A 25,893-nucleotide genomic window follows, 5' to 3' on the forward strand; every position below is an offset into this window, starting at 1 on the left:
ATTAAAGCACTCGGGGATGACGATCTTCTCATCATTCGGGGATGACAACCTTCTCGTCACTCGGGGATGACGACCTTTACCAGTTACGGCTTTCAAGGCATCTCGACAATCATCGCCGTCGCCTCGCCTCCTCCGTTGCAGATGGCAGCAAGCCCGCGTTTTTTACCTGACTTGCGCAGGGCGTGAATCAGCGTAACCATTATCCGCGCGCCTGATGCGCCTATCGGGTGACCCAGTGCCACCGCTCCGCCATTCACGTTCACCAGGGCTGGATCGAGCGAAAATTCCTTTATCGCAGCCATGACAACCGCGGAAAAGGCCTCGTTGATCTCGAAAAGGTCGATATCGGAAATGGAAAGATTTGCCTTTTTCAGCACCGCCTTGATCGCTCCGACCGGTGCGGTTGTAAACCACTCCGGAGCCTGCGAAAAACTGGCATGAGCGATTATCGAAACCATGGGTTTCAGCCCCAGCTTCTTCGCCCTCTCTTCGCTCATCACCAGAACCGATGCGGCACCGTCAGATATCGAACTCGCGTTTGCCGGAGTGATCGTACCGTCTTTCTTAAACGGGGCCTTGAGGGTTGGAAGCTTCTCGAAGTTGACACGCGAAGGTTCCTCGTCGGTATCGCAGATCACGGGGTTCCCTTTCCGCTGGGGAACTTCCACTGGAGCTATTTCCTCCTTGAATAAGCCATCCGCAATCGCCCTCTGCGCTCTGTTATAGCTCTCTATCGCATAGGCGTCCTGCATCTCGCGAGTGAATGAATATTTTTCGGCACAAAGTTCCGCGCAGGTTCCCATGTGCGTATCGCTATAGATATCCCACAGCCCATCGAAGATCATCCCGTCCACGAGTTTGCTGTCGCCCATCCGCAAACCTCCGCGAGCATTCGGCAGATAGTAGGGAGGATTGCTCATCGATTCCATTCCGCCTGCGACGACTATCTCGGCATCTCCTGCGCGAATGGTCTTATCCGCCAGCATTATGCTGACGAGTCCGGAGCTGCAGACCTTGTTGACCGTGAGAACCCCGACCGAATCGGGAAGATCGGCGGCAAGCGAGGCCTGCCTCGCTGGCGACTGCCCCAATCCGGCGGGAAGCACGCAGCCCATTATCACACCATCTATAGATGAAGGATCGACCTTTGACCTGTCGCAAACCGATCTTATGGTGACAGCTCCGATATCAGGAGCGCGAAGCTGAGAAAGCGCGCCCTGAAAACTTCCGATCGGAGTTCTTGCCGCTGAAACGATAACCGTGCGTGTCATAATCTCCTCCCATTTGAATTTTTAAAAATCCTCCTTACTGCGAATCAAACCCTTTTGGATCATACGGGAACTGCTCGGCAATCGATTCGAAGGCCTTCTTCGCCTCGGCGGAGAGCTTCTTCGGAGGCACTACCTTCACGATCACGTACTGATCTCCGCGCTTGCCTCGCTTTCCCAGAACCGGAGCCCCTTTGCCGGAAAGGCGGAATTTCTGTCCGCCGGCCGTCCCAACCGGGATCTTCATTTTCGCACTGCCTCCGGTTGTCGGCACCTCGACACTTGCTCCCAGGACCGCATCGTAGATCGTCACGGGAATCTCGGTATAGATATCGGCCCCCTCCCGCCAGAAGAGCGGATGCGGCGTCACATGAATCCGTAAATAGAGATCGCCATCCTTCCCACCGCCAAAACCGGGCTGGCCCTTGCCGCTTATCCTGACCTTCGAGCCGTTGTCCACACCGGCCGGAATTTTTACGGTGAGATTTTCGGTCCTATCCCCTCGCCTGATCGATATTCTGCGCTCGGTTCCTTCTATGGCATCATCAAATGATACCTCCACATCCGCGAAGGTATCCTGCCCGTTTACCGTGGGCTGATAGGAAGACCTGCGCGCATCGCCGGGGGAGTACGTCTTTCTTCTAACCCCTCCCATGTTGAAGAGGTCGCCGAGGATATCTCCGAGGTCTCCAATATCTCCGAAGTTTATCTGGGAAGGATCGAAACCCTGCCCGCCCCCCGTGCTCTGCCATCTGAATCCGCTGAAATCCTGCCCGGCGCCATCGAATGCACTGCCGAACATATCGTATTTCTTGCGCTGCTCGGGATCGGAGAGGACGTTGTACGCCTCTGATATCTCTTTGAAACGTTCCTCAGCCCCCTTCTCCCCCTTGTTGACGTCGGGATGATACTGCTTCGCGAGCCTGCGATAGGCCTTTTTTATTTCATCGACGCTCGCCCCGCGGGGGACGCCCAGAACCTGATAATAATCTTTCATCCAAGCACCTCAGCCGTTCCCCTTAGCTAAAGTTATATTTTTCTGCGCCTGATATTTCCCCTTTTTGTCCGCGTAGGAGAGGGCGCACGCCTGATCGGACTGCAAAAAAAGAATCTGACCCATCCCCTCACCAGCATAAATTCTGGCGGGAAGAGGAGTCCTGTTAGAAATAGCTATCGTGGCGTGCCCTTCCCATTCCGGCTCGAAGGGTGTCACGTGGATATCGACGCCGCAGCGGGCATAGGTGGACTTGCCGAAGCAGATGGTGACCACGTCGCGCGGGATTCGGAAATATTCTATCGTCTTGGCGAGAACGTAGCTGCCCGGGGGAATGTCGCAAAATTCGCCTTCGTAATCGCGAAAATTCCCCGACGAATCGGCCTTCGGGTCCATAACAGCGTTCTGTCGCGGCTCAAAAATCTTGAATGTTGGGCCGATCCTGAAGTCGTAGCCGTAGGAAGAAAGCCCGTAGGATATCCCCTCCCTCACCTGTTTTTCCTCGAAGGGCTCTATCATCCCATTTTCCGTCGCCATGCGCTTTATCCAGCTGTCGGACTTCACCGCCATAAAAACTCCTTGTTTGTTTCTAAAATGTGGATATTGAAGCGCCTTATATACGCACCTTATCGGAATGACAAGCTTTACCATCCGTTATCACGAGGGGCGGGGATGCCGGATATCCGGCACGCCGGGGGCGGAATAAGAGATGCAAAACTGTAACCAGTCGCTTTCAAGGAATCGAATTATACTCCCGACCGCCCTCATCTGCACTTTCATATATATATGTACGATCACCATGGCGATCTCAACCCCCGATGTAACTCCCCTCCTCTGGCGTATCCCGTGGAGGACCTCCTTCATGTGGAAGAGTGAAAAGAAACCCCTGAGAAATTACGTTCCTATAAGTGAGATATCCCCTCACCTTCGCACCGCCGTCATCCTGGCCGAGGATGACCGCTTCGAGGAACATGAGGGGGTTGACTGGAAGGCGATAAAAAAAGCAGCGGAGATAAACATGCAGCGCGGGAAGTTCAGCCGCGGCGGCTCTACGATCACGATGCAGTTGGCAAAAAATCTCTACTTGAGCCCCGACAAGAACCTCTTTCGCAAGCTCAAGGAAATACTGATAACCTTCAAACTGGAAAACACGCTATCCAAGGAAAGAATTCTCGAGATATATCTCAACGTCGCCGAATGGGGGAACGGAATATTCGGTGCGGAGGCAGCGGCAAATCACTATTTTGGAAAGAAAGCCAAACATCTTTCCAGGCATGAAGCGGCATTTCTCGCGGCGATTCTGCCACGTCCAAAATTCTACGACCGAAATCGCGGCGGCCCCTACCTGCAACGCAGGATCTCATCGATAGAGGGACGGCTGTAACACCCGTGACTGGTGACTCGCAACTGGTTAACGGTCGGAACCCCGCGTTAGCGGCGGCTTACAGCATGCGGGAATGACATTCATTGTGTCATCCCCGAGTGACGAAAAGGTTGTCATCCCCGAGTGCTTTAATCGGGGATCCAGCAACGACCGTGACTGGTAACTCACTTCTAGATTCTAGCTTCTTGATGTTTTGGTCGATGGTCAATCGTCCATGGTCGAAGTTATTGTTACAGCTAACTTCTCAGAGGTTCCTTAAAAAAAGCCATTTCAGATTGTCTCCGAAATGGCTTCTTCTTCTACTTGGCGTCCCCACGGGGATTCGAACCCCGGTCGCCGCCGTGAAAGGGCGGTATCCTAGGCCTCTAGATGATGGGGACGTTTAATACAGCCGATAGTGCTTAGTGAGTAGTGTTTAGTTACCGTTTATTCCCTATTGAATGCTTCAAACCTTTGAGCATTTTAATTACTCCTAAGTTCGCATATCGTAATTTTTCTAATTTATCAACCGCGGTGCCCAAATTCTGCAATGTAGCGATCCAGTGATCCAATTCTATTGCAGATCTTATGGATATATTCCAATATCTGATGAATTCCTTTCCTTCGTAGCTGTCCTAGCCTTACGCAACATTCGCGCCTACGGATGATATCGCACTAAATAATTGTTTGACGATATGCTGGATTGGATAGCTATTCGGTAATTTTTCAAAGAGCGATAGAGATTCTTTTATGCACTCCTGATTCACCTGCCAAACCTTCAATTCTTTATACGTACCCAATCCGGGTCCTCCCAACTAAACACTAAGCACTATCAACTGCCCTTACTGTGAGCCGCCCGAGGCTCGAACTCGGGACCACATCCTTAAAAGGGATGTGCTCTACCAACTGAGCTAGCGGCCCAAAAACCCTTATCAAATAGCGAGGCTGCAACAAAAAGAGCCTTCAAAAAGTCGGCGGAACCTAGCAGATGACAGTTGTCGTGTCAATTGCCCTAAGCCCCTTTAAACTCATTTTTTGCTCTTAAAGGAGGGCTTTCAACCTCTTTTTGATTTGACAATCGTCAGCCGATACTTAAAACTTCGCCGAAATTTTTTAAACATAAAAAGGAGGGGGTATGGCGAAGGAAACATTGGTAGTAGTTTCGAAGGTTAAGGATTTCGTGAAGGAACAGGGTCTGCAGACCTCGGAAACAGCGGTGGACGCTATTTCTGACGCGGTCCGCGAGCTTCTTACGAAGGCCATCGAAAGGGCGAAGGCCAACGGCCGTCAGACGATAAAGGACCGCGATATCTAGTTTTTGAAATGGCGAACTGCCGGAAAGGCCTCGCATCATGCGAGGCCTTTTTTTTAGGGAGGCCTCCGATATTTGACCAAGGATAAAAATTCGAAAGTGAAGGGTATGACTTTAAGTAACCTCCGAAAAATCAGCAAATTCAGGGCGACTCTAAAAGCTGTGCGCTTGTCATCCCCACAACAACCGTGACTTGTGAGTGGTGAACGCTTGGAACGGGATTCCCGCTTACAGCATGCGGGAATGACGGCGTGATTGTCATCCCCGAGTGGTGTAATCGGGGATCCCGTAACAACCGTGAGTGGGAAAAACAGAGCTATCGGATGTTAGAGATGATCCGCCTCGCCGTATTCACTAAATCATTCCTAGCCTCAGGACTCCAGCTCACTTGGGAACTCCTTCCTTGACGGGAACTGGTGGTTCTGGATCGTGACAATGTTTTATTGGATACTGCCCTTACTGGTTGTGAATCAGAAGGAACTACGGCAGTGGTTGTGGTGGATTCAGAAGCAGCAGTTTGACCAGTGACGTCGGCGACTTCAACCTTCCCCCCCCCTCCCCCGGTTTCAAAAGCCCAATCAACCCGTTCACATCCATCCCCTCAACCCCTTTTCGATATGCAGGTCTTAGCGTAAGTGTAGTTTTAGAATTATCTGAGGATAGAATATTCCCCGTCGCCCCTTCGAGGGGAGAATATTGTCCTAGTTTGCCACCATCCTCCACGCACCAAGTCCCATTACTATCATAAAAAACTACATTTAGATTATTGGCTTCGACACTATCGGGCCATTCACTAACATTAAACGCCTGCGCTGTTACGACCCCTTTTGTTTTTTTATCCCCTTTCGGAATCCTAGTTAGCTCAACCTCCTCCCCCTTGCCATAGACTCTTTTCTCAACCACTTTCTTCGCCTCCTCCGCACTCTTGCCAAGAATTTTGGTGAGGTACCACTCGGCAAAATCCCTGCGCCAGAGCTCCCCTCCAGAGCTCGGGAGGGATCTTAAAAGTTCTTTGGCCTTTTTTACATCGCCATCTGCCTTATTTTGTATGATTGTTAACAATTGGCCTGCATTATTCTCACCGTATCCCTTATTATCGGCGATCGTATCCTTAAACTTTGCATCATCGATCGTTTCGGAGGGCTTGGCGCTCGCATCTATGTTTAGACTGTTGGAGCCTCCCCTTTGCGCCGGCGGCGGGGGAGCGGAGTGAGCCGGCGCGGCACCGCTAAAGTTCGGCGCCTCAGGCCCCTGCATCTTCATGAATTCGGCGACGGGATCATATGAAAGCCCCGGCCCCTGCTGCTGAGCTATCAGGCTACGGGCGTTCTCCGCAAAAAGTTTGGAAAGCTGGCCCGACCCCGCAGCTATCATGCTGGCCGCGGGAGAGTCGCCTGCGCCGAACATAGCGAAGTTGGATTCTCCAAATGAGCTGCCGATGCGCCCGGTGATAAAATCCTCCGCGCTTTTCGTTACGTTCGAAAGGGCGCCCAGAAATCCGGCAGGGTTATGAATCATCCCATCTTCAACTCTAAATCCGCCAGATAAAGCCATAGTCCCCTCGCTTCCCTAACTAGCCGCGAAGCATGTTGCCGCCATAAGGCGAGCCGAGCATGTCCGCGAGTTTGATTTCATCCTTGAGATCGCCGATCAGGCGATCCTTAAGCCCCTTCGCCTTGAAGAGGTCGGATATCTTTTCCGTGAGCTCCGAATTGAGCTTGGCTATCTCCGTCAACCGCGTCTTTTTCTCTATCAGCCGCCCGTAGAGCTGGGCCTTGGATTTCACCATCTCCACGCCGGGGTGGGAGGTGTCGAATTCGCTATAGACCACAAAGCTCGGGTCGCTTTCCGGAATCGCCCCTGCTTCCACCCCCTCTGCTGATGCCGCTATTCCCGCGGGAGCGGAGACCGCTTCATCCCTATTTTCCCCCTCTTCGCCGGTGCCGGAGCCAAAGCCTCCTAGCATGGCGTTTAGATCGCGCGCAGCATTCGATCCGCCGGCGTAGGCGATCGATCCACTCCCTTTCGATGATCCAGTTTTTCTTTCGGAGCCCTTTTCCCCACCCTTGCGGCCGGTTTTTTTGTCGGATTCGCCGGATTTGGAGGGTTTCGCGACATCCTGTGTCACCGAGGCCGCTAGAGCCCCTTCAGCGCGGGCCGGATCGGCGCTCTTTGGAATATCCTTCGCATCCACAGCAGAAGTCAGCTTAGCCGCGGATTTATTCCCCTTATCCGATGCCCCTCTTCCCCCCTCCTTTTTTCTGCCTGTCTGGTGTTCGGGTCCCTTATCACGGATGGATGGGCGCGCCCCCCGATCGGCATTCATCCCCCCCTGATTCGGGGCCTTTTGGGGATCTCCTACGAACTCGGTTCTAGCCGATGGCCCCTTGTCGAGAATGGGGTTTCTGGTCGCCGTAGCGGCCGGATCGAGAGCCTTTGCCTGCGCGGCCGGCATCTTTGTTTCGAGGCTTTTAAGGTTTGCGGCATCGGCCCTGTTTTTCAGGAACTCCTTCGATGCCTGCGAGCTTTCGGCAGCGGCGCGGCCATGGCTTTCCAGAGGAGCCCTTTCAGCCCTCTGATTATCCCCCCTCCCCACATCTATCTCGGGGCCTTTTAAAGGCGCAGCCGCCCCCTCCCTTCTTCTAGAGGGATCGGGAGGGGAAGAATTAGCCATATCCATGGCTTTAGAGGCCTGTGAGCCCTCCCTGACGGCGGAGCCTTCGCGCTTTTCAGCCAACTTCTCCGAGGTGCTCTTCTTCGATTGCTGCCAGCCATCCCCAAATTTTTTGATTCCAACCTCGCTCATCTCTTGGGACTCCTCTCACCACCTGCGCCCGGGGTTCAATATATGTAACTAGTTGTATTTACAGCTTATTACATAATAACTCCCGCCGGGACGGGGTACTTCGCCACTTGACTATGCAATTGACAAGCCAAGCGGAAAAATAATGAAGTCGATTATAGATATTCGATTTAATATATTGATTTATATAAACTTTAAAAGAAAACCCCCGGAGGGATGCGAGTTGCTCCGTCTGACGGATGAAGGGGCAGCTGGTGACTACCGTGACTCGTGACTGGAGGAAAATCGGGAGCGAAATTCATCTATGCGTGAGATCGATGACTCGACCTGTTGCCGCATGAGCTCGCCGGATGAAATCGCGCCCGAAATGGAATCGAAAACACGGTTCTCCAGCACAAGGTCTCCGGAACAGACCAGCACGGCGTCATTTCCGGCCGAAATCGCCATCGAAGCGGACTTCTCAGGGGGATGGCTGTCCGAAATCCCCTTCATCTCGAGGTCATCGGTGAGGATCAGCCCGCGGTATCCGATCTCGTTTCTAAGGAGGCCGGTTACGATCGACTTCGATATCGAAGCGGGAAATTTCGGATCCAGCGCAGGAACGAGGATATGAGCGGTCATGATTGAAGCAACCCCCATCCTTGCGGCAACATGAAATGGAATAAGCTCGCATTCATCAAAGCGCGCGCGCGAGTGCCTGAGAACGGGGAGCGCCAAATGGGAGTCGAGGTCGGTATCCCCATGCCCCGGAAAGTGCTTGCCGCAGGCCCCCACTCCATTTTGCTCGAGGGCGCGAATGAATTCAGCACCGAGATCGGCGACCACGGCGGCACTCGCAGAAAAGGCGCGATCCCCTATCGCCGGATTTTTCGGATTTGTCGCCACGTCGAGAACGGGCGCAAAATCGAGATCGATCCCGAGCTTCGCCATTTCACAGGCCGCCTTCGAAACGAGTTGCTTTACGGAGGCGCGCGGCTCTCTCATATTTTCATATTCGGCGGCAGGGGGAAGCTTAGGAAAGGGGGAGACCAGCCGACGCACCCTTCCCCCCTCCTCATCCACTGAGATGATGAGGTCATTTCCCCCCTCACTGCGAAGGTCGGCTATAAAACTGCGCAGCTGTGAAAGGGATTTCACATTCCTTGAAAAGAGGATGACTCCCGCAGGACGGACTCGCCGCATAAACTGGGCAAGTTCCACGGTCATCGCGGTGCCAGGTACTCCGACCATCATCAGCTGTCCGGCCTCCTGTCGCATATAACCTCCGATAATGCCGAGCATGAATAGCTGTTTTCGAGTAAGAGGAAGAAACTAGAATCTAGAAGTGAGAAGCGAGATTTCTAATCTCCGCTTTTTCTAGCTTCCAGCCTCTCGCTTCTAGCTTCTGTTTTTCCCAGTCACGCTTGTTACGGGATCCTCGATTACACCATTCGGGGATGACACCATGAATGTCATTCCCGCACGCTGTAAGCCGCCGCTAACGCGGGGCAGGCGGGAATCTCGTTCCAACCGTTCACCGCTCACCAGTCACGAGTCAGGGGTGCTATCTGTTCTTCGGCGCGAGCGCGTCGCGCAGTCCGTCCCCCAGAAAATTGAAACCGAGCACGACGAGCATTATGGCCACGCCGGGATATATCGAAAGATGCGGGGCTATCAAAAGATATTTCGTCCCCTGATCGAGCATCACCCCCCAGCTCGCGGCATCGACGGGAACACCGAGTCCAAGAAAGGAGAGCGAAGACTCGACCATTATCACCCCCGCCATGCCGAAGCTGGCGTTCACGAGAATCGGACCTATCATATTCGGGAAAAGGTGCCTCAGATAGATGCGCCATTTTCCGGCGCCGATCGCCCTCCCTGCTGCGACGAACTCGCGCTCCCTGAGTGACATCGTCTGGCCGCGCACGAGGCGAGCAAAGGTAACCCATCCCTTCAGGCAGAGGATGAAGATCACATTCACGATCGAAGGCTGAAGAAAAGCGGCGATGGCTATCGCGAAGAGAAAGCCGGGGAAGGCCAGAAAAACATCCGAAAAAAATATGAAAATTTTGTCGGGGATACCTCCGGCGTATCCAGACCACACCCCTATGAGGCTACCCAGAAGCATGGAAACTGCGGTGACCACAATCCCTATCCCGAGGGATATGCGAGCGCCATAGATGATGCGCGAAAGTATGTCGCGTCCATCGGCATCGTTGCCGAGCGGATATTCCAGCGACGGGGCTGCAAAGGCCATGTCGAGATTGTATTTGCCCGGATCGTGAGGGGCGAGCCACGGGGCGAAGATCGCTGCGACGATCAGGATCGCGACAAGCACCGCACCAATTTTTGAAGTCAGAGTTTTCATCAACCTCAGCCTTAGCCTGTTTTTTAGGTCAATGGTCTATACACCAGCCGCGGTCGTTGCGGGATCACCGATTACACCATTCGGGGATGACAACCTTCTCGTTATTCGGGAATGACACCATGAATGTCATTCCCGCACGCTGTAAGCCGCCGCTAACGCGGGGTTCCAACCGTTCACCAGTTACGAGTCACGGCCTTTATATCCTCACCTTCGGATCCGCAACCTTGTAAAATACATCCGTCGCCGTATTTATCAAAACGTACGCAAAGGAAATAACTATGATACACCCTTGCACCACCGGATAATCTCGCCTTGCAATAGAATCCAGCAGAAGCATTCCAAGCCCCGGCCAGTTGAATATCTTCTCCGTGATTATCGTCCCTGCCAGAAGGGCTGCGGTCTGCAATCCGATTATTGTGATTATCGGATTCAAGGCATTCCGAAGGGCGTGCTTGAAGATGACCCTGCATTCGGAGAGCCCCTTCGCGCGCGCGGTGGTCACGTATTCGCGAGAGATCTCCTCTATCATCGAGGAGCGCGTCAGTCTCGAAAGCATGGCAGCTAGCGCAGCGCCAAGCGTTACGGATGGAAGTATCAGGGATGAAAGGCTCTCGCGCCCGGAGATAGGAAGCCAGCCTAGCTTCACCGAAAAGATAAGTATCAGAACCGGCCCCAACCAGAAGTTCGGAATCGATATTCCGAAGAGAGATACGAACATGGCCGACTGGTCCCAGAAGGTCCCCTTCTTCACCGCAGCAAGGATGCCTGCAGGAATCGCTATTGCTACTGCCACGAACATCGCACAGACCGAAAGGATGAAGGTGGAACCGAAGCGGTCGCGGATATAGGATGTAACAGGACGCTTGTCGTAGATCGAATTGCCGAGGTCGCCAGTAAAAAGCCCTGCCAAAAATCTTCCGTACTGCTTTGCAACAGGCTCATCGAGATGGAGATTTTTGATGAGCTCCGCACGATCGGCCTGGATCGCGTTATCCCCGAGTATCAGATCGACCGGATCTCCGGGGATTGCGTGGATGAGAAAGAAGACGATAGTCGAGACCGCCAGAAGAACAGGCAGCGCGGCGAGCAGTCTTTTTATGATGTACACAAGGACCATTTCATACCTTTCAATTTGTTCAAGTCACGGCTTTTACTGGATCCCCGATTAAAGCACTCGGGGATGACAACCGTAATGTCATTCCCGCACGCCTTAGGCGGGAATCCCTTGCCAGCCGATCAACTTAACCTTAGCCTCAACCTGAACCTGTTCTTCCGCCAGTCACCATTCACGAGTCAGCAATCACCTTTTTTTCTTCTCCACCCCTACAAGCGTATGCAGGTCGCCATCGGGACGAAGCGTTACGCCGATGAGATTATCCCTGTAAAGCACCACATTTTTCTCGTACCAGAGCGGAAGGTATGGAAGATCCTGCAAGAGGATTTGCTGCACCCGCGCATAGATCTCCTTGCGCCTGGCGCGATCCATCGTCACCCTTCCGAGGAGCACCAGATCGTCCACCTCAGGATCGCTATACCTGTTCCTGTTGACTCCCTTTGGAGCGAGCTGGGAGGTGTGGCAGATGTCATAGAACATATCGGGCTCGGTGAGCAGCGACCATGAGAGCGAATACATCTGAAAATTTCCCTTTCTGATATCACCGTAGAATTTTCCCCACTCGTAAGGCTCGACGCGAACTCCGATGCCGACATCGCCAAGCTGATGCGCTATCATCTGTGCTATGTCGATGCGCTCCTTTACCGTCGAGGTCTTGTACACGATTACAAAGCGCTTCCCGGGGCCATCTCCATCCGGATCCGGAAAACCGGCCTCGTCCAGCATCCTCTTCGCCTGCGAGGGATCGAAGTCGTACCCCCTAAGCTCGCTGTTATATGCCCAGTTCTCCGGCGCGAGTATCGAGTTGGCTTTCACCGCGAGCCCCTTGAAACGATGCCCTATTATCGCATCCCTGTCTATGGCATGCGCTATCGCCCCCCGAACGAGCCCGTTTTTGAGAATGGGATCGGAAAGGTTGAACCCGAGATAGGTAACAACGACGCTCGTATCCGATTTCATCTTTATAGCGGGGTCTTCCAGAATCTTATCGATAAGCATCGGCGGAATTCCGTTCTGTACCAGATCTATCTCCCCTTTCATGAGCTTGAGGATTCTGACATTGTCATCCTTGATGACGTCGAAGGTCAGCTTCCTGGTTTTGGGAATCTCGCCGTAATATTCGGCGTTGGCCTCAAGCTCCACTATGGAATCGGAAACGAATCGAATGAGCTTGTACGGGCCAGTGCCGACGGGGGCGGTCCCGAAGCCCTCGCCCATCTCAGAAGCGGTCTTTTTCGGGACGATTCCTATTCCCAGAACGGTCAGAAATGGCGCATAGGGCTCCTTGAGTTCTATCCTGATCGATGTCGGCGACAGCACCTCCATAGCCTTGACCCTGTCGAAGGCCCCTTTGAATGGGGAGTTGAGCTCGCTTCCCAGTATCGACTTGTAAGTATACTCCACATCCTCCGCGGTCAGAGGAAGTCCGTTATGAAACTTCACCCCTTCCCTGATACGAAAGATGTAGATCGTCTCGCTCGGCTGCTCGTAGCTTTCGACCAGATTGGGGACGACTTCGAAGTTTGGGGTGAGCTTGAAGAGCCCGTCGCCGATGAGACGGGAGATCATTATCCCGTACGAGTCCGTGGCAAGCCTCGTGTCGAGAGTTACCGGGCCGTTTGGAATACCTACCCTAAGCGTGAAATCCGTTTCGGCGGAGCGCGAGCAGGAGAAGGAGAGGATCATCGAGATCAGGCAGACCAGAAGTCCAAACCGTAACGAGAGAGGCCTCATCATTCCCGCATTCTTTAAACCGCCAGCTGCGGCGGTGGTACGATCAGTCAGATCGCGGGATGCGGTTTTTACGTGATCCCCGATTAAATCATTCGAGGATGAGAAAAAGCCCCCCGGCTTCCGAAAAGGAATTAGCTCCGGATTCGTTTGATATTTACCGCAAAATATCATAGATACCCCCTGCCTGACTCCTGACAAATTACGTGGAACAATGACCTATGTCAAACAGACTCAAAAGAACATTCGTATCAGGGATAACCTTGCTATCGATTGCCGCCGCATCCCCACTCTCGGCGGCCAGTTCCTTGAACCTGAACAAGGCCCTCGGCAATCCGGGCTTCAGCAGGGAGGGAACCGCAATAGCTGTGATAGACGCCGAAAGCGGGCAACCATTGGCGATGCATAATCAGGATATCCCGCTAAACCCCGCCTCCTGTATGAAGATATTGACCGCAGCAGCCGCCCTATCTTCCCTCGGACCGAATTACAGGATGAAGACATCCTTCTATTCAGACCATGAACCCACAGGCGGGGTTATAAACAACCTCTACGTGCATGGTACGGGGGATCCGATGCTGGTCTCCGAGGAAGTTTGGAAAGCGGCGCGTGACGTCCGCGGCGTAGGAATCCAAAAGATCACCGGAGCGATCGTAATCGACGATTCATTCTTCGACTCGCACGAATTTCCCAGAAAGAACGGCAACGACGGCAGGGCCTACGCAGCCAAGACCTCCGCAGCCGCGGTGAACTTCAACGCGATAACGATCAAGGTGGCCCCCGGCGATGGCGCAGGCGCCCCTGCTATCGTAAGCGTGGAGCCGCCGGTCGACTACATCTCCATCGTAAACAAGGTGACGACGGGCGGAAAATACAATGTGGGGATATCCTCATCCCAAAATTCTCATGGAGAAACCTTCCTGCTTACGGGCTCGATTCCAAAAAACGCCGGAGTGCAGGCGATTCACAGAAGCATAAGCGACCCAATAAAATTCGCAGCATCAGCGCTGGCCTTTGCGCTTCGCCAAAATGGCGTCGAGGTGGGTTCAACGGTTCGCCACGCGACTGTTCCGCAGGGTGCGCATTTGATCGCCAGAAAGAATTCGAAGCCCATGTCGGAACTGATTCGCTCGATGAATAAGTTTTCCAATAATTTCATAGCTGAACAGATCGCCAAGCACATGGGAGCCGTGCGCTTCGGAAGCCCGGGCTCGACCTCCAAGGGGATCTCTGTGATATCGGAATACATGCGTTCCATTGGGATCCCACAGGAATCCTTCTCCATCGAAAACGGCTCCGGCCTCTCCGATCAGACTCGCATCACCGCAAACGCATTGGCACAGGTTCTCGCTTCGGCATATAGCGACTTCGCGATAAGGCCGGATCTAATATCCTCATTCGCGATCATGGGGGTCGATGGAACGACTCGCAATTGGAAATTTGCGGACAGGGTGCGAGGAATCGCAAGGACCAAGACCGGAACCCTCGGCGGAGTAAGCACGCTGGCCGGATACGTTCCCATGAAAAGTGGCAAAATAGCAGCATTTGCAATCCTCGTAAATGGACTCCCAAAGGGGGCCGATGCCGCGCACCGTGCGGAGGTTGAAGTGGTGAAGATGATAGCGGAGGCCACGCCGTGAGCAAAGAGAGGTCTTCAAGAATACTGCATGGATTCATCTCCGCATGCCTTGTGGCAGCGGTTGCGGCGTTCATAATCCTGGCGATTCCGGACCACCTTGGACGCGCGGGAATAGGCGCCGGTTCCGCGACGAAGAAAAATTTTCCCTCGGCGAAAAATCTCTCATCTATCGTCGATCTTGAAAAGGAGAAACAGGCGGCTGAAGTAAAGATTGAAAATCCATCCGGACAGCTCGCCTATTTCAAACCTGAGCAGGTCCCGATCCCTCCGGGTCAGGATGCACAGGCGCAGGATTTGACATTGACGGATCCCAATCAGTCTCCAGACGTGGCGGGAGGTAGCGGCGCAGCTGTCGATGACAGCAGCTTTGGAAATGCTGTACCGATTGAGCCGGAACCGACCGAAACCTTTCAGGGAGTCCCCGACAACTTCGTACCGGTTGCGGAGGATACTCCCAGAGGTTCATCCATAACGCTCGTCACGTACCCAAGATCCAGCCTGGCGATTCACGAGCCGCCCGCGCACGTTCTCAGAAGATCTAAGAAAGAATATTCCTGGATCTTCACACCGCCTGAGTTGGAAAAGGATGTGGCATTCTGGAAGGCGATCTATTCCCGATACGACAAGAACCAGGTCGTCCTGCATCATCCCATCTATCTCGATATCATCTATGATGTCGTAGATCTGGGATATATCGAAGGGGACATGCGCCTCTCGGAGCTGGAAAAACAGCACAAAAAGGAAAAACTCATCGAGGAAAAGCGCGAACGAATAGTTTCCATACTGGAAATGCTGGCTCAAAACCAGCGCCTCTCATCCTCTCTAAACGACGAGGAGTGGAGAATCAAAAAGCTCTTTGACAATGTGGGTGATCCGAAAAAATTCCAACGCGCCGCGGAGGAGTTTGGAGTTCGCGCCCAGATTGGACAGCGCGACAAATTTATCGCCGGGCTAAAATATTCAGGGCGATACCTCGGAGAGATCGAAAGAATATACGAAGAAAGCGGAATGCCCCGCGAACTGAGCAGACTCATCTTCGTCGAATCGATGTTCAATCTGAAGGCGAAGAGCTCCGTCGGAGCCAGTGGAATATGGCAGTTCATGCCACAGACCGGAAAATTATATCTGAGAATGAACAAGATAGTCGATGAGAGAAACGACCCGATCGCGGCGACGCACGCTTCTATCAAGCTGCTCAGGCACAATTACAATGAGCTCGGCACGTGGCCACTGGCCATAAACGCCTACAACGCGGGCAGAGGGCGCCTCAAACAGGCCGTCCAGACGCTTGGCACCAAAGACATCGCGAAGATCGTAAAAAATTTCAAACACCGCGCGTACGGCTTCGCATCGAGGAATTTTTTCCCGGAATATCTGGCTGCACTGGAGGTAGCCGAAAACCCGGAAAAGTACTTCGGGCCCATATCATATGACGACCCTCTTCGCTTTGAGATGGTGAGAACCGCATATCACATATCGCTTCCCAGCGTGGCCGGCGTCTCCGGCATACCGCTGGAAGAACTTCTGGAACTGAACCCCGGATTCAGCTCGAAGGTAATATCGGGCGACCAACTCATCCCCATCGCTTATCCGATTAAGGTGCCCGAGGGGAAGGGATCGATATTCATTGCAGCGGCGGCGAGGGCCCCAAAGAGTCAGCGGGGATCCATAAGGCACGTAGTGGCCCCCAACGAAACGGTAAATTCGATAGCTTGGATGTACGGCATCGACCCTACGAGGATACGGCAGGCCAATGCGAATATACGAAGAAACCCATCCAAGGGAGAGATCATAGTCATCCCTTTCGACTGAATAATTTCATTGCCTGCCTTTATCTGGCATGTTAACGAGGCAATCCGATGAAGATCAGAAAAGAGATAGCCGCTATCGTCGTAGCCGCCATGATGTTCCCGGCGATGGGAGCCTCCTGCGCTCGCCAACCCTCTTCCGCCCGCAGCGAAAAAATAATAAAAAGTCACTTCAAGAAATACGGCAAGAAGTTCAAACAGAGCGACTACAATTCGAACCCGGTCGAAAAAGTGGAAGTGATCTCACAGCAGGAGATCCACAAAAAACTCGTGGCGATAGAGGCCTTCATAACCCTTAAGGACGGAACGGTAAAACTCATCCACGCGACCGTTGAAAGGGGACCGGTCGGCTGGCGCTTCGTCTCATGGGAAAACGCAGGCTGATGTCGCTGCCGTCGCTCACCGCCTCAACCATTCCATCCCTGTCGGTTTTTATAATCCCTTCCGGATAACGCCACGAATCCTTCACGAAGGGCCTTACCCAGCGCGGACGTTCGTCTGAAAGAATAACATAATCAGGATCGAGCCTCTGAATCGATCTCTCTATTTTTTCCACATCGTATTTCCCCATCGAAGCGGCAAAGAGAAGCGCATTGGAAGGAACCGGGGCCCTGGCGGAATCTCCCTGCATCAGAATATTCACCTCATCGTGGATGATGTTGAGGGATATGGAATATTCGCCGCGTCTCGCGCCAAAGTCGCGCATCTGGTTTATGAATTCAAACCCCACTCCGGAACGAATTTCGCGCGTCACTTCCGCAGGCAGAACTTTAAGAGCATTGCCCTCCGACTTTATCCACTGCAGGAAGGAGGAAAATTCCGCACCGTCGGCATCGGGGCCGGAAGCCGAACCGACTATGATTTCCTCCGGCGAAAAATTTTCGATCATATAACGAAGCCCCTTGAAGCGCGTCACCTTCGGAGCGGTGACAACAATTGCAGAAAGTCGATGAACCCCCATCGACCAGAGAGCCGGGGCAACGATTCGCTCGCCTATGTCGAAATTTTCCCCGGAATTGCCTCCTCCATCCACTAGGATATCGCTTCCTCCCGGAAGACGAAGCAAGGCCGACTGCCCTTCCCCGACGTCGAAAAAATAAATCCGCAGACGGGTCTCAAAGAGAGGGAGCACCCTCCAGTATAGAGCATCGCCTAAAAGGAGGAGCGCAAAAAACGCAGGCAGGATGAATCTCATCGATCTTCCTTTTAAAATATCGGATGCGCTTATGGATATCAGAAATAGATATAAGAGCGACAACTCCAAAGCGGTGGGAGCGAAATTCAGGATCCCCCACGAACCGTGCTCGGCGGAAAAATTTGAAATCGAGAGAAGAGCCCCCGCCGGAATCGCGACGAGATGCCAGATCACCGCAGCTAACCATTGCGAAAATAGCGCCACGAGCGATGCGATAAATGCAGCCGGAACCAGCGCGAAGGCTGCAACAGGAATTGCCACTATATTTGTAAAAAAACCCAAAAGTGTTACGATCTTGAAGTGGTAGGCAACCAGCGGAGAAACCGCTATCGTGGCTGCAGCGGTTACCGAAGATGTGGATATCAGGGACGAGGCGATCCTGCGGGCCCATCTTGATTTGAAAAACCCAACGCAGCGCGCCTTCAAAAAAATCTCAAAGCGGCGGGCAAAGATGGCTATTCCCAACACCGCTGTCACTGAGAGCTGAAAGGAAATGTCGAAGAGAGAAAGCGGCATAATGAGAAGTATGAGCGCCACCGCAATCGCCAACGTATTGAGGAGATCCTGCCTGCGCCCGACAAGCATTCCAAAGAGATAGACGGTTATCATTATTCCGGCGCGAATCGATGAAATCGAATATCCTGTTATCACCACATACGACCATATCGCAGGAAGCGTAGCTAACGCCGCAATTCTCTGAACCGGCATGCACAGCAAAAGAAAAGAAATCCTACCGATAGAAATTTTTATGAGAAAAAAAATGAATGCCGAGACAAGCCCCACATGAAGACCCGATATTGCGAAGATATGCGATATCCCCGCCGCCGAAAATTCGCGGCGCAAATCGCCGCTGAAGAGATCCTTCTTGCCAAGCGCTACTGCCTCTATCACGCCCCTGCGCTCCTCTGAAATAGATGTGGGTATGGAGGCCGCAATATTGTTCCTGGCCCAGTTAATCGCGCGCTGTAAAATAGAGCTGTCTTCGCCGATGACTTCAAACTGGCCGTAGATCATGCCCGTCGCACCTATTCCACGCGAACCGAGAAATCTTCCGTATTCGAATTTGCCGGGGTTATCATTTTCATCCGAATCAAAAAACCTGCACCTGAAGCGCACCCGTTCTCCCTCTTGGGGAAGAAGCTTCGCCCTCGATGCGAAAAATCTCGCGCGTCCAGAAACAGAGGAAAGCGCCATCTCCGCACATTCACAGTTCTTCAGATCTATATCGGCGCTGCATCCGTTTCGCCTTCGCTGTGGAACTCCGGAAACGACCCCCTCGCAAAGACAAGATACGCTAGAATCCGGCGAAATCCCATCAAGTCCGATTGAGTTTTGCGCATGAATCGATGCGGATGCGCCGATGGCGAAGGATGCGATGAGGGCAAAAGACACTGAGGCCAAAAAATTCCAGCGGAACCACGCACACGCGATCAGCGATATAAATGAAGCAACGCCAAGGACCAGCATTGCACCAAAAAATTCAGAGGGTATGAGTCTGGAACTATACGCGCCAGTCGCGAGCGACGAGGCGAGGAGGAGCATCGGCCGGTATGTATTCCAGCGCGAAGCAGATATCGCTGTAGAGAGCTGAGACTTCCCTTTCGACTCCATCATATCTCTTGCTAGAACGAGAACCGGAGAGAATCAAGGCGAGTTTATCGCGCAACCCCATTAAAAATATTCTCACCTTTTCCGTCGGGCGTTGGTAGAAAAGCTGTATCGCTTTCCGAACATTTATATTGTTTACCCAGAACTCTCCGCTCTGAAGTTCGAAATTTATTCCGCCTGTAACGCGCTCGTATATATTCATCAACCGGGAATGAATCTTCTCCTGAAGGGCTCCCACCTTCGCATTGAACTCCGACATCCCTTTTCCACCTCTCGACCAGATATCGAGCTGGTAAAGCTGCAGACCTCGGGAGACGCCGCAGAGAAACTGGATGTCGCTTCTCTCCTTGTCGATCATATCCTCGATATCCACATCGTTTACGTGGATTCTGCCATTCTCCTCGTAGGTCCACTGCTCGTTGGGTCCGGCCCTGAAGGTCACACGATGATCAAGAGGAAGATCGCTGGCAGAGGTGGTCCTGCCACTTCCGCCTGACCTGCCAACCGCATCGGATTTCCTGAATCTGTTTATAAGGTCGACCATTTTATACCTTGGGGAAAAGAGGGCACAGACCCTCAAATTACTTATCGGCCATGAGGCGACTCAAAGTTGCTTCGTAGTCGGCATAAAAACTCTTTCCCTCCTCATCCTCCTTTAAAATTTCCACAAGCGAGTGAAGGGCGAGAACCTGGGCCTCGGAAAGCTCCATGTTCTTTAAGCTGTGACCTCTGAAGAAGATCTCACCCCTGAGGCGATCAAAATGGATAGAGGCTACCTCACCCTCCATTATGAAGGTGTAGGTCATGCGATCCTTATAGGCCGCAAGCATGCTATCGACCTGCTTTCCGGAAGGATTTCGGACCGGGCGCGCCCGCCCTCCCATCCTCCTCATGATCTCGAGCGGAGAGGAAAGATTCGGATCTGACCTGACTTCCTCAGCTCCAATCTCTTCGTATCCCCTGTTCATTTTAGGATCTCCCTTCTTTCCCGCATTCATGCGTTTGCAGAAAGCATGCCAGAGAGACGTAAAACAAAACCTTCTAACTATATGTTAATTATATCTTTTTCACTTTGAGAGGGCTGCTGGTGCGTCTCAAAGAGGGAAACGTGTGAGACGGGATGGAAGTATTTTGACGCTTTAGCAATCCCTTCCAGGGGGATTCCGAAGGAGAGAGAGACTTTGTATCCCCCCAAAAAATCGCTGGATATCGGACAATCATGCGTATTAAGGGAGTAAGAGCGGAGAGATTTGGAAATACATAGCCTTTCTCTCCCCCGAGGAGGAAATATCGAAACCAGGGAAGGAACAAAATTTCAGAGAATGGTATGGCGGGAGATCGCAAAAATTCCGTTCGGAAAGACGATCAGCTACAAAGAGCTCGCAAGGAGAATCGGTCACCCGAAAAGCTGTCGGGCTGTCGCCAACGCCTGCGGCGCAAATCCGCATCCTGTAAAAATACCCTGCCATCGGGTGATAGCGTCAGACGGATCCATAGGAGGATTTTCGCTCGGCATCGAAAAAAAGATCGCCCTTCTGAAAAAGGAAGGGATCACTTTCCCGCAGCGGCGGCGGAGCTCTTAGCGTTTTTCTTATCCATCCAAGCTCTGTAGGCGAGAAAGACGATCGCGAACAAAATCATACCGACGCTCAGGAGCTGATAGAAATCCGGATAGCTCTGACCATAGAAGATGGCCAGCGCATAAGTCGCTATCAGGCCGGCGATGACGCTTGAGGAACGATTGGCCGGAACCGTGAAGGTATTCTCACGCTTGTCGAGATAGATGAGGGTGCCAAAGATGCCCGTCCCCTGTGAAAAGAGCCCTATCAGCAAAGTATGGATGAAATACGGAGTCTTTGGAAGACCGACGAATCCCCACCACAGCTGACCGGGGACGCTCTCCCTTCCGGAGCCAATGCCGAACAGGGCGATGATAAACATCGAGACGAGGAGCAGAGGCATCGCAATGAGTTGTTCTTCGACGTAGTAGCGCATCTTTTCCGCGTAGTCACTGCTCTTGGCGAAAGTGCTCATCATATATAGCCTGAAGAAATATCCGACCAGATATACGATTATGTCGATGGCACAGACTATGGTCATCGCCGATCCGCCATCACCCATAAAAGCTACGAGCAGCGCGCCCATGCTCAAAGCGGAGGCTACCCACGAGGGCCAGTACACATTTCGCCTTCTCTTTTTCACGATCGTATCGACGATCGGAGCTATGACCAGAACGCCGCCGCGCATGAGGAGCATGGCAAAAACTATGCTCACTCCGCTGAAGGTGTATGCAAGCGTAGTAGTGATGATCTGAGAGGAGGTGCAAATGCCTGATATCACGGTGAACCAACGTGGACGCGGAATGGAATAACCGAGAAAATTAAAATGCGTGGCGTATTTCCACCAACCGGCAATCGTGATTATCACGTATATCGAGATAAAACCAGCAACGATCGCCATCGGCTGGATCTCCACGCCCGTGAAACCGACTCCGTTCATCCCCGCGAAAAATCCGCGGGTGATCATTTTCGTCATCATGGAGTACGGGACATACGAGGCGAAATATCCAAAACAGAGGGCCGCTATCCCAAAAACCGCCAACTTCTTTTTTATTTCACGAAACAGCTGCATGTTGATCTCCTTATTATGATGATAAGAGAGGAGCGTTAGCGAAAATTTCTACCCTATCAATATACCGGCTATAGTCGCAGTAAGACAGGAAACTATCGCGCCTCCGAGCATAGCGCGCATCGCTAGCTTGGAAAGATCGCTGCGGCGCTCGGGGGCCAATGCCGAAAGACCGCCTATCTGAATTCCTATCGAAGCGAAGTTAGCAAAACCGCAGAGCATATACGTACCCATGATCTGCGCCTTGGGCGTGATGGCGCCACTTTCGATCAACGGGGCGAGCTTGGCGTAGGCTACGAACTCATTCAGCGCCAGCTTCGTCCCGAGAAGATTCGCAAGCTCGAAGACATCCTGCCTCGGAACACCCATCAAAAAAGTAAGCGGGGAAAAAATCGTCCCCAGAATAGTCTTCAAACTTCCGGGGAAGTACCCTTCGTACTCCCCGTTGGCCATTAAAGCGCCTCCCAAAAGCGTGCCGTCGATGAGCCTGTCCAGAACGAGGAGAAGCTTATCGATAAAGGCGATGAGCGTAATGAATGCGATAAGCATCGCCGCCACATTGAGCGCCAGATGCAGCCCGTCGTAAACCCCTCTGGAAGCGGCATCAAGGACGTTGCTGCCGACGTCGATCTTCGGCAGGCTGACGCTTCCCGCAGTTTCGGAGACCTGAGTTTCAGGAAAGATTATCTTCGCAACCATGAGGCTCGCCGGAGCAGCCATCATCGATGCGATTATTATGTGCTGCGCAGGAATTCCCATCGCTATATACCCGGCCATGACGCTTCCGGCTATCGTTCCGAAACCGCCGACCATTATAGCGCAAAGTTCCGACATCGTGCAGCGATTGAGAAAGGGCCTTATCAGTAGGGGAGCCTCTGTCTGTCCCAGAAATATATTGGCAGAACAGGAAAGAGACTCAGCGCCGGAGGTCTTCATAAGCCTGGACATCACCCACGCAAAAATTTTGACTATCTTCTGCATGATTCCCAAGTAGTAGAGAATCCCCATGAAGCACGCAAAAAATATTATTATCGGCAAAACCCTGAAAGCGAACTGAAATCCGAAAATGTCCGCCTTCGAAGGATCCACTATGTAACCAAAAAGAAATTTAGTGCCGTGATCGGTGAGCATGAGGAAGGAGGTGACCTTCATGGCAAACCATTGTATCGCATCATTTCCACGTGGCCAGCTGATCAGCAGAAGTCCCATTCCAAACTGGATGGAAAAACCCACTATGAGGGTTCTGAAATTGATCCGTTTCTTGTTATTGGACATCAAAAATGCCAGGGCAAACAGCACGATAATTCCCAGCACTCCCATGTAGCGCTCCATCTCCCCTCCGTTATAGCCCCATCGACGGGGACCAGAATTTTGCTTTTCCCTTCGCCCTGTCTATCTCATCGAGAACACCGAAAGCGCCGAGCGCGATTTCGATCACCCTCTTCTCTCCCGCGGCCATGTCGGCCGGATCTATCCAGACATTCTCGCGCCTGTCCGCAATGACGAGACAGACCATCCCCGCCCTGTGTCCGGCCATATTCGAAAGGGTAAAAAGACATGATGATTCCATCTCAAAGTTGCAGACGTTCATCCGGGCAAGTTTTTTCGGAATCTCCTCATCGCGAATGGGAAAACCGGGGACCTTGCGCCCCTGCAGACCGTAGAAACCACTGCCTGTTGCAGTCAAGCCGACATGATATTGCAAGCGCATTCGATTTGCAGACTCTATCAGAGCGAGGACGACCTCATGATGTGCCACCGCAGGATATCCCTCGAAGACAAAAGCCGTGGATGTATTCTCCAGGCGCACTGAACCGGTGGAGATCACCTGATTGTTAAGCAAAACCCCCTCGCGAAGCCCCCCGCTTGTTCCAACTCTTATGAATGTCGGATTAGCGACGATCTGCGAAAGTTCTATCACAGCGATCTCGGTGTTGTCGGGTCCCATGCCAGTGGCCATCACGCTTATCGGAAGCCCTTTGTACTTTCCGGTGATAGTTACATACTCACGATTGCAGACCGGAGGATTCTTTTCGTCGAAGTATTCGGCAACCTTGTAAACGCGCGCCGGATCTCCGCACATCATTATATAGGGCGCCACCTCGCCCGGGGCGAGCCCTATGTGATACTGACGCCCTTCCGCCGTAGAGGCCAGCTCGGCCGATTTCATCTTGCTCTTCATCGCCATAAATCCTCCAGTCGTTCTGATTGGTTAGATAGCCGGATAGAATCCACTAGTCAACGCGCAGATGGAATTTCTTGAGAAAGCTGTGGCGATGAACCGGCGTGATGCCGTGTAGTCTGATCTCTTCAAAATGCGCCCGGGTTCCATACCCCTTGTGCAAAGCGAAGGAAAAACAAGGGTACTCTTCGGAAAGCCGCGACATGATGCTATCCCTGAAGACCTTCGCCACAACAGAGGCCGCGGCTATCGTGTGAGACTTATCATCCCCTCCGATGATAGGAAACTGTTCGACCGAAATACTGTCAATTTTATAAGGTCCGTCAACCATGACGGCATCGGGTTTCATCGCAAGGCCATCCAGCGCGCGCGACATAGCGAGCAAAGAGGCCTGATGAATGTTGACCCGGTCGATCTCCTCTGGGGAAACAGAGGAGATGGAATAGGCCAGAGATCTATCGACTATCTCAGAATAAAAAAACTCACGCCTTTTGGCTGTGAGCTTTTTAGAATCCCTCAGTCCTTCCAACCTGAAACCCTCGGGAAGAATGACGGCCGCTGCGACCACAGGACCCGCCAAAGGCCCGCGACCGGCCTCATCGACGCCTGCTATCGCAAGAAAACCTTTTTTGCGAAGAAGATCTTCGAAATCAAATGGCGAAGTTTTACTCTCCCGCCTTCTCTTCGGACTGCGGGGCTTCGGCTGCGTCTTCATCCGTTGCGATTCCCCCGTCTTCCAACAAGTATTCGCGCTGACCCTCTTTGATCCTTGCGGCCTTACCGCTGAGCTCCCTCAGGTAATAAAGTTTGGAACGACGAACGCTCCCTGAGGTCACCACTTCTATCTTTTCGACCTGCGGCGAGTGAAGGGGAAAAACCCTTTCAACTCCAACACCGAAGGAAATTTTTCTGACGGTAAAGGAAGAACTGACCCCCGCCCTGCGGCGCTTTATGCAAACACCTTCGAATATCTGGATTCGCTCCTTCTCACCCTCCTTGATACGGCAGTGAACTTTTAAGGTATCGCCGGGTCTAAAGCTGGGACGATCTCCGCGAAGGCCGCTTTTATCGATTTTTTCCATTATGTTCATAACCGGCTCCATCCTCTCTCTCCCCTCCTACGGGGCCTTTAAAGCTCGGGGCTTCTACCCACTTAACCCCTATTTGTCAACTATTTAGCTCGGATGTTTTTTGGATGTACCCGAAAAAGTCTCCCGGCATTCGAACTTTGCGATGAGGTCGGGCCGCCTCTCCGAGGTCCGGCGAAGACTCTCCTCATGGCGCCATCTCTCTATATCTGCATGATTTCCTGAGAGAAGTACTTTGGGAACCGCAATCCCCCTAAAAACCTCGGGACGGGTATAATGCGGATGTTCGAGAAGCCCGGATTCGAACGATTCCAGTTCCGCGGAGGCCTCATTGCCAAGGGCTCCAGGGAGGAGGCGTATCACCGAGTCGGCGATCACCATCGCCGGTATCTCACCTCCGCTAAGGATGTAATCACCGATGGAAATTTCCCTCTCCACCACGAGATCTATCGCCCTCTGGTCTATGCCTTCGTATCTTCCGCAGATCAGGATTATTTGGTCCAGCTGCGAGAGCTCCCTCGCGAGCTTCTGAGTAAAAGGCTCTCCCTGCGGCGCGAGCAGTATACATTGAGAATTCTTTCCACGAGAGATGCCCTCAACCGCTTCGACGAGAGGCCCGGCCATCATCACCATTCCGGCGCCCCCTCCGTAAGGTGAATCATCCACGCTTCTGTGTTTGTCTTTCGAGTGCTCCCTTATATCGTGAGTCTCGATCTCGACGATCCCCTTTTGCCTGGCGCGTTTGATTATCGAATCGGTGAAGGGGGAATCGAACATCTGCGGAAAAATTGTAAGTATGTCTATTTTCATTTC

25 protein-coding genes and 2 tRNA genes are annotated in these 25,893 nt (G+C 52.6%); 6 read left to right on the plus strand and 21 right to left on the minus strand.

The features are described 5' to 3' along the window. Positions 1-92: 92 nt before the first annotated feature. Genes GX659_00785 through GX659_00795 form a run of 3 tightly spaced genes read right to left on the minus strand, consistent with a single transcriptional unit; the run spans position 93 to position 2,832 of the window. A complete protein-coding gene (locus GX659_00785; GenBank protein NLD27326.1) occupies positions 93-1,271 on the minus strand; it encodes a thiolase family protein in 1,179 nt (392 codons plus the stop codon). A 34-nt stretch (positions 1,272-1,305) separates the two neighbouring features. Further along, complete coding sequence (locus GX659_00790; GenBank protein ID NLD27327.1) at positions 1,306-2,265, minus strand: DnaJ domain-containing protein; 960 nt, start codon at positions 2,263-2,265, stop codon at positions 1,306-1,308. Positions 2,266-2,274: 9 nt separating this feature from the next. Then, complete coding sequence (locus GX659_00795; GenBank protein ID NLD27328.1) at positions 2,275-2,832, minus strand: dCTP deaminase; 558 nt, start codon at positions 2,830-2,832, stop codon at positions 2,275-2,277. A gap of 139 nt (positions 2,833-2,971) precedes the next feature. Between GX659_00795 and mtgA the strand changes: the two genes are divergently transcribed. Next, positions 2,972-3,646, plus strand: a complete 675-nt coding sequence (gene mtgA / locus GX659_00800; GenBank protein NLD27329.1) for a monofunctional biosynthetic peptidoglycan transglycosylase — start codon at positions 2,972-2,974, stop codon at positions 3,644-3,646. Positions 3,647-3,950: 304 nt separating this feature from the next. Here the strand turns inward: mtgA and GX659_00805 are convergent. The 3 genes from GX659_00805 to GX659_00815 form a co-directional block, all read right to left on the minus strand. After that, positions 3,951-4,026, minus strand: a tRNA-Glu gene (locus GX659_00805). A gap of 39 nt (positions 4,027-4,065) precedes the next feature. Then, positions 4,066-4,236: a hypothetical protein gene (locus GX659_00810; GenBank protein ID NLD27330.1), complete on the minus strand. Its 171-nt coding sequence runs from the start codon at positions 4,234-4,236 to the stop codon at positions 4,066-4,068. Between the two features lie 237 nt (positions 4,237-4,473). Further along, positions 4,474-4,546 (minus strand) — tRNA-Lys (locus GX659_00815). Positions 4,547-4,760: 214 nt separating this feature from the next. Here GX659_00815 and GX659_00820 point away from each other — a divergent pair. Further along, the gene (locus tag GX659_00820; GenBank protein NLD27331.1) at positions 4,761-4,940 is read left to right on the plus strand and encodes a hypothetical protein; all 180 of its coding nucleotides are present in this window, start codon (positions 4,761-4,763) and stop codon (positions 4,938-4,940) included. Positions 4,941-5,417: 477 nt separating this feature from the next. Here the strand turns inward: GX659_00820 and GX659_00825 are convergent, their stop codons facing one another. The 6 genes from GX659_00825 to GX659_00850 form a co-directional block, all read right to left on the minus strand. Further along, positions 5,418-6,491, minus strand: a complete 1,074-nt coding sequence (locus GX659_00825) for a hypothetical protein (protein ID NLD27332.1) — start codon at positions 6,489-6,491, stop codon at positions 5,418-5,420. 19 nt (positions 6,492-6,510) lie between these two features. Next, complete coding sequence (locus GX659_00830) at positions 6,511-7,743, minus strand: hypothetical protein (GenBank protein NLD27333.1); 1,233 nt, start codon at positions 7,741-7,743, stop codon at positions 6,511-6,513. A 255-nt stretch (positions 7,744-7,998) separates the two neighbouring features. Beyond that, positions 7,999-8,997, minus strand: coding sequence for a beta-N-acetylhexosaminidase (nagZ, locus tag GX659_00835; protein ID NLD27334.1), 999 nt, complete (start codon positions 8,995-8,997; stop codon positions 7,999-8,001). A gap of 286 nt (positions 8,998-9,283) precedes the next feature. Then, the gene (locus GX659_00840) at positions 9,284-10,087 is read right to left on the minus strand and encodes an ABC transporter permease (GenBank protein NLD27335.1); all 804 of its coding nucleotides are present in this window, start codon (positions 10,085-10,087) and stop codon (positions 9,284-9,286) included. 196 nt (positions 10,088-10,283) lie between these two features. Then, complete coding sequence (locus tag GX659_00845; protein ID NLD27336.1) at positions 10,284-11,204, minus strand: ABC transporter permease; 921 nt, start codon at positions 11,202-11,204, stop codon at positions 10,284-10,286. A 183-nt stretch (positions 11,205-11,387) separates the two neighbouring features. Further along, a complete protein-coding gene (locus tag GX659_00850) occupies positions 11,388-12,938 on the minus strand; it encodes an ABC transporter substrate-binding protein (protein ID NLD27337.1) in 1,551 nt (516 codons plus the stop codon). 215 nt (positions 12,939-13,153) lie between these two features. Between GX659_00850 and dacB the strand changes: the two genes are divergently transcribed. Genes dacB through GX659_00865 form a run of 3 tightly spaced genes read left to right on the plus strand, consistent with a single transcriptional unit; the run spans position 13,154 to position 16,763 of the window. Next, positions 13,154-14,572, plus strand: coding sequence for a D-alanyl-D-alanine carboxypeptidase/D-alanyl-D-alanine-endopeptidase (gene dacB / locus GX659_00855; protein NLD27338.1), 1,419 nt, complete (start codon positions 13,154-13,156; stop codon positions 14,570-14,572). After that, positions 14,569-16,383 carry a transglycosylase SLT domain-containing protein gene (locus GX659_00860; GenBank protein NLD27339.1) on the plus strand — a complete coding sequence of 605 codons (1,815 nt, stop codon included), beginning with the start codon at positions 14,569-14,571 and terminating at the stop codon, positions 16,381-16,383. Before dacB ends, GX659_00860 begins: the two co-directional genes overlap by 4 nt. A 47-nt stretch (positions 16,384-16,430) precedes the next feature. After that, on the plus strand, positions 16,431-16,763 hold the full coding sequence (locus tag GX659_00865) for a hypothetical protein (GenBank protein ID NLD27340.1): 333 nt from the start codon (positions 16,431-16,433) through the stop codon (positions 16,761-16,763). Here the strand turns inward: GX659_00865 and GX659_00870 are convergent. Genes GX659_00870 through GX659_00880 form a run of 3 tightly spaced genes read right to left on the minus strand, consistent with a single transcriptional unit; the run spans position 16,696 to position 20,180 of the window. Then, positions 16,696-19,185: a DUF4131 domain-containing protein gene (locus GX659_00870; GenBank protein NLD27341.1), complete on the minus strand. Its 2,490-nt coding sequence runs from the start codon at positions 19,183-19,185 to the stop codon at positions 16,696-16,698. The two genes, GX659_00865 and GX659_00870, sit on opposite strands and share 68 nt — an antisense overlap. Next, the gene (locus GX659_00875) at positions 19,076-19,726 is read right to left on the minus strand and encodes a hypothetical protein (protein ID NLD27342.1); all 651 of its coding nucleotides are present in this window, start codon (positions 19,724-19,726) and stop codon (positions 19,076-19,078) included. The genes GX659_00870 and GX659_00875 overlap by 110 nt, the downstream gene beginning before the upstream one ends. A 37-nt stretch (positions 19,727-19,763) precedes the next feature. Then, on the minus strand, positions 19,764-20,180 hold the full coding sequence (locus GX659_00880) for a hypothetical protein (GenBank protein ID NLD27343.1): 417 nt from the start codon (positions 20,178-20,180) through the stop codon (positions 19,764-19,766). A gap of 324 nt (positions 20,181-20,504) precedes the next feature. Here GX659_00880 and GX659_00885 point away from each other — a divergent pair, with 324 nt between their 5' ends. After that, positions 20,505-20,765: an MGMT family protein gene (locus GX659_00885; protein ID NLD27344.1), complete on the plus strand. Its 261-nt coding sequence runs from the start codon at positions 20,505-20,507 to the stop codon at positions 20,763-20,765. Here GX659_00885 and GX659_00890 read toward each other — a convergent pair. The 6 genes from GX659_00890 to trmD form a co-directional block, all read right to left on the minus strand. Continuing rightward, positions 20,734-21,813, minus strand: a complete 1,080-nt coding sequence (locus GX659_00890) for a hypothetical protein (protein ID NLD27345.1) — start codon at positions 21,811-21,813, stop codon at positions 20,734-20,736. The genes GX659_00885 and GX659_00890 overlap by 32 nt on opposite strands. 48 nt (positions 21,814-21,861) lie before the next feature. After that, positions 21,862-23,142 (minus strand): NupC/NupG family nucleoside CNT transporter, encoded by a 1,281-nt coding sequence (locus GX659_00895; GenBank protein NLD27346.1) that lies wholly within the window; start codon positions 23,140-23,142, stop codon positions 21,862-21,864. Between the two features lie 10 nt (positions 23,143-23,152). Then, positions 23,153-23,998: a nucleoside phosphorylase gene (locus GX659_00900; protein ID NLD27347.1), complete on the minus strand. Its 846-nt coding sequence runs from the start codon at positions 23,996-23,998 to the stop codon at positions 23,153-23,155. Positions 23,999-24,044: 46 nt separating this feature from the next. Next, positions 24,045-24,707 carry a ribonuclease HII gene (locus GX659_00905; protein NLD27348.1) on the minus strand — a complete coding sequence of 221 codons (663 nt, stop codon included), beginning with the start codon at positions 24,705-24,707 and terminating at the stop codon, positions 24,045-24,047. Next, positions 24,658-25,083, minus strand: a complete 426-nt coding sequence (gene rplS, locus GX659_00910; protein NLD27349.1) for a 50S ribosomal protein L19 — start codon at positions 25,081-25,083, stop codon at positions 24,658-24,660. The genes GX659_00905 and rplS overlap by 50 nt, the downstream gene beginning before the upstream one ends. A gap of 84 nt (positions 25,084-25,167) precedes the next feature. Then, positions 25,168-25,890 (minus strand): tRNA (guanosine(37)-N1)-methyltransferase TrmD, encoded by a 723-nt coding sequence (trmD, locus tag GX659_00915; protein ID NLD27350.1) that lies wholly within the window; start codon positions 25,888-25,890, stop codon positions 25,168-25,170. Between the last annotated feature and the right edge of the window lie 3 nt (positions 25,891-25,893).

The sequence above is a fragment of the Myxococcales bacterium genome, assembly GCA_012513515.1.
In the GTDB taxonomy this organism is placed as follows: Bacteria; UBA10199; UBA10199; order 2-02-FULL-44-16; family JAAZCA01; genus JAAZCA01.

Excerpts from the sequence above, each read along its gene's own strand:
- GX659_00785 (NLD27326.1), bottom strand. The coding sequence starts at position 1,271 with ATGACACGCACGGTTATCGTTTCAGCGGCAAGAACTCCGATCGGAAGT.
- GX659_00790 (NLD27327.1), bottom strand. The coding sequence starts at position 2,265 with ATGAAAGATTATTATCAGGTTCTGGGCGTCCCCCGCGGGGCGAGCGTC.
- GX659_00795 (NLD27328.1), bottom strand. The coding sequence starts at position 2,832 with ATGGCGGTGAAGTCCGACAGCTGGATAAAGCGCATGGCGACGGAAAAT.
- mtgA (NLD27329.1), top strand. The coding sequence starts at position 2,972 with ATGCAAAACTGTAACCAGTCGCTTTCAAGGAATCGAATTATACTCCCG.
- GX659_00820 (NLD27331.1), top strand. The coding sequence starts at position 4,761 with ATGGCGAAGGAAACATTGGTAGTAGTTTCGAAGGTTAAGGATTTCGTG.
- GX659_00825 (NLD27332.1), bottom strand. The coding sequence starts at position 6,491 with ATGGCTTTATCTGGCGGATTTAGAGTTGAAGATGGGATGATTCATAAC.
- GX659_00830 (NLD27333.1), bottom strand. The coding sequence starts at position 7,743 with ATGAGCGAGGTTGGAATCAAAAAATTTGGGGATGGCTGGCAGCAATCG.
- nagZ (NLD27334.1), bottom strand. The coding sequence starts at position 8,997 with ATGCGACAGGAGGCCGGACAGCTGATGATGGTCGGAGTACCTGGCACC.
- GX659_00840 (NLD27335.1), bottom strand. The coding sequence starts at position 10,087 with ATGAAAACTCTGACTTCAAAAATTGGTGCGGTGCTTGTCGCGATCCTG.
- GX659_00845 (NLD27336.1), bottom strand. The coding sequence starts at position 11,204 with ATGGTCCTTGTGTACATCATAAAAAGACTGCTCGCCGCGCTGCCTGTT.
- GX659_00850 (NLD27337.1), bottom strand. The coding sequence starts at position 12,938 with ATGATGAGGCCTCTCTCGTTACGGTTTGGACTTCTGGTCTGCCTGATC.
- dacB (NLD27338.1), top strand. The coding sequence starts at position 13,154 with ATGTCAAACAGACTCAAAAGAACATTCGTATCAGGGATAACCTTGCTA.
- GX659_00865 (NLD27340.1), top strand. The coding sequence starts at position 16,431 with ATGAAGATCAGAAAAGAGATAGCCGCTATCGTCGTAGCCGCCATGATG.
- GX659_00870 (NLD27341.1), bottom strand. The coding sequence starts at position 19,185 with ATGGAGTCGAAAGGGAAGTCTCAGCTCTCTACAGCGATATCTGCTTCG.
- GX659_00875 (NLD27342.1), bottom strand. The coding sequence starts at position 19,726 with ATGGTCGACCTTATAAACAGATTCAGGAAATCCGATGCGGTTGGCAGG.
- GX659_00880 (NLD27343.1), bottom strand. The coding sequence starts at position 20,180 with ATGAATGCGGGAAAGAAGGGAGATCCTAAAATGAACAGGGGATACGAA.
- GX659_00885 (NLD27344.1), top strand. The coding sequence starts at position 20,505 with ATGGTATGGCGGGAGATCGCAAAAATTCCGTTCGGAAAGACGATCAGC.
- GX659_00890 (NLD27345.1), bottom strand. The coding sequence starts at position 21,813 with ATGCAGCTGTTTCGTGAAATAAAAAAGAAGTTGGCGGTTTTTGGGATA.
- GX659_00895 (NLD27346.1), bottom strand. The coding sequence starts at position 23,142 with ATGGAGCGCTACATGGGAGTGCTGGGAATTATCGTGCTGTTTGCCCTG.
- GX659_00900 (NLD27347.1), bottom strand. The coding sequence starts at position 23,998 with ATGGCGATGAAGAGCAAGATGAAATCGGCCGAGCTGGCCTCTACGGCG.
- GX659_00905 (NLD27348.1), bottom strand. The coding sequence starts at position 24,707 with ATGAAGACGCAGCCGAAGCCCCGCAGTCCGAAGAGAAGGCGGGAGAGT.
- rplS (NLD27349.1), bottom strand. The coding sequence starts at position 25,083 with ATGAACATAATGGAAAAAATCGATAAAAGCGGCCTTCGCGGAGATCGT.
- trmD (NLD27350.1), bottom strand. The coding sequence starts at position 25,890 with ATGAAAATAGACATACTTACAATTTTTCCGCAGATGTTCGATTCCCCC.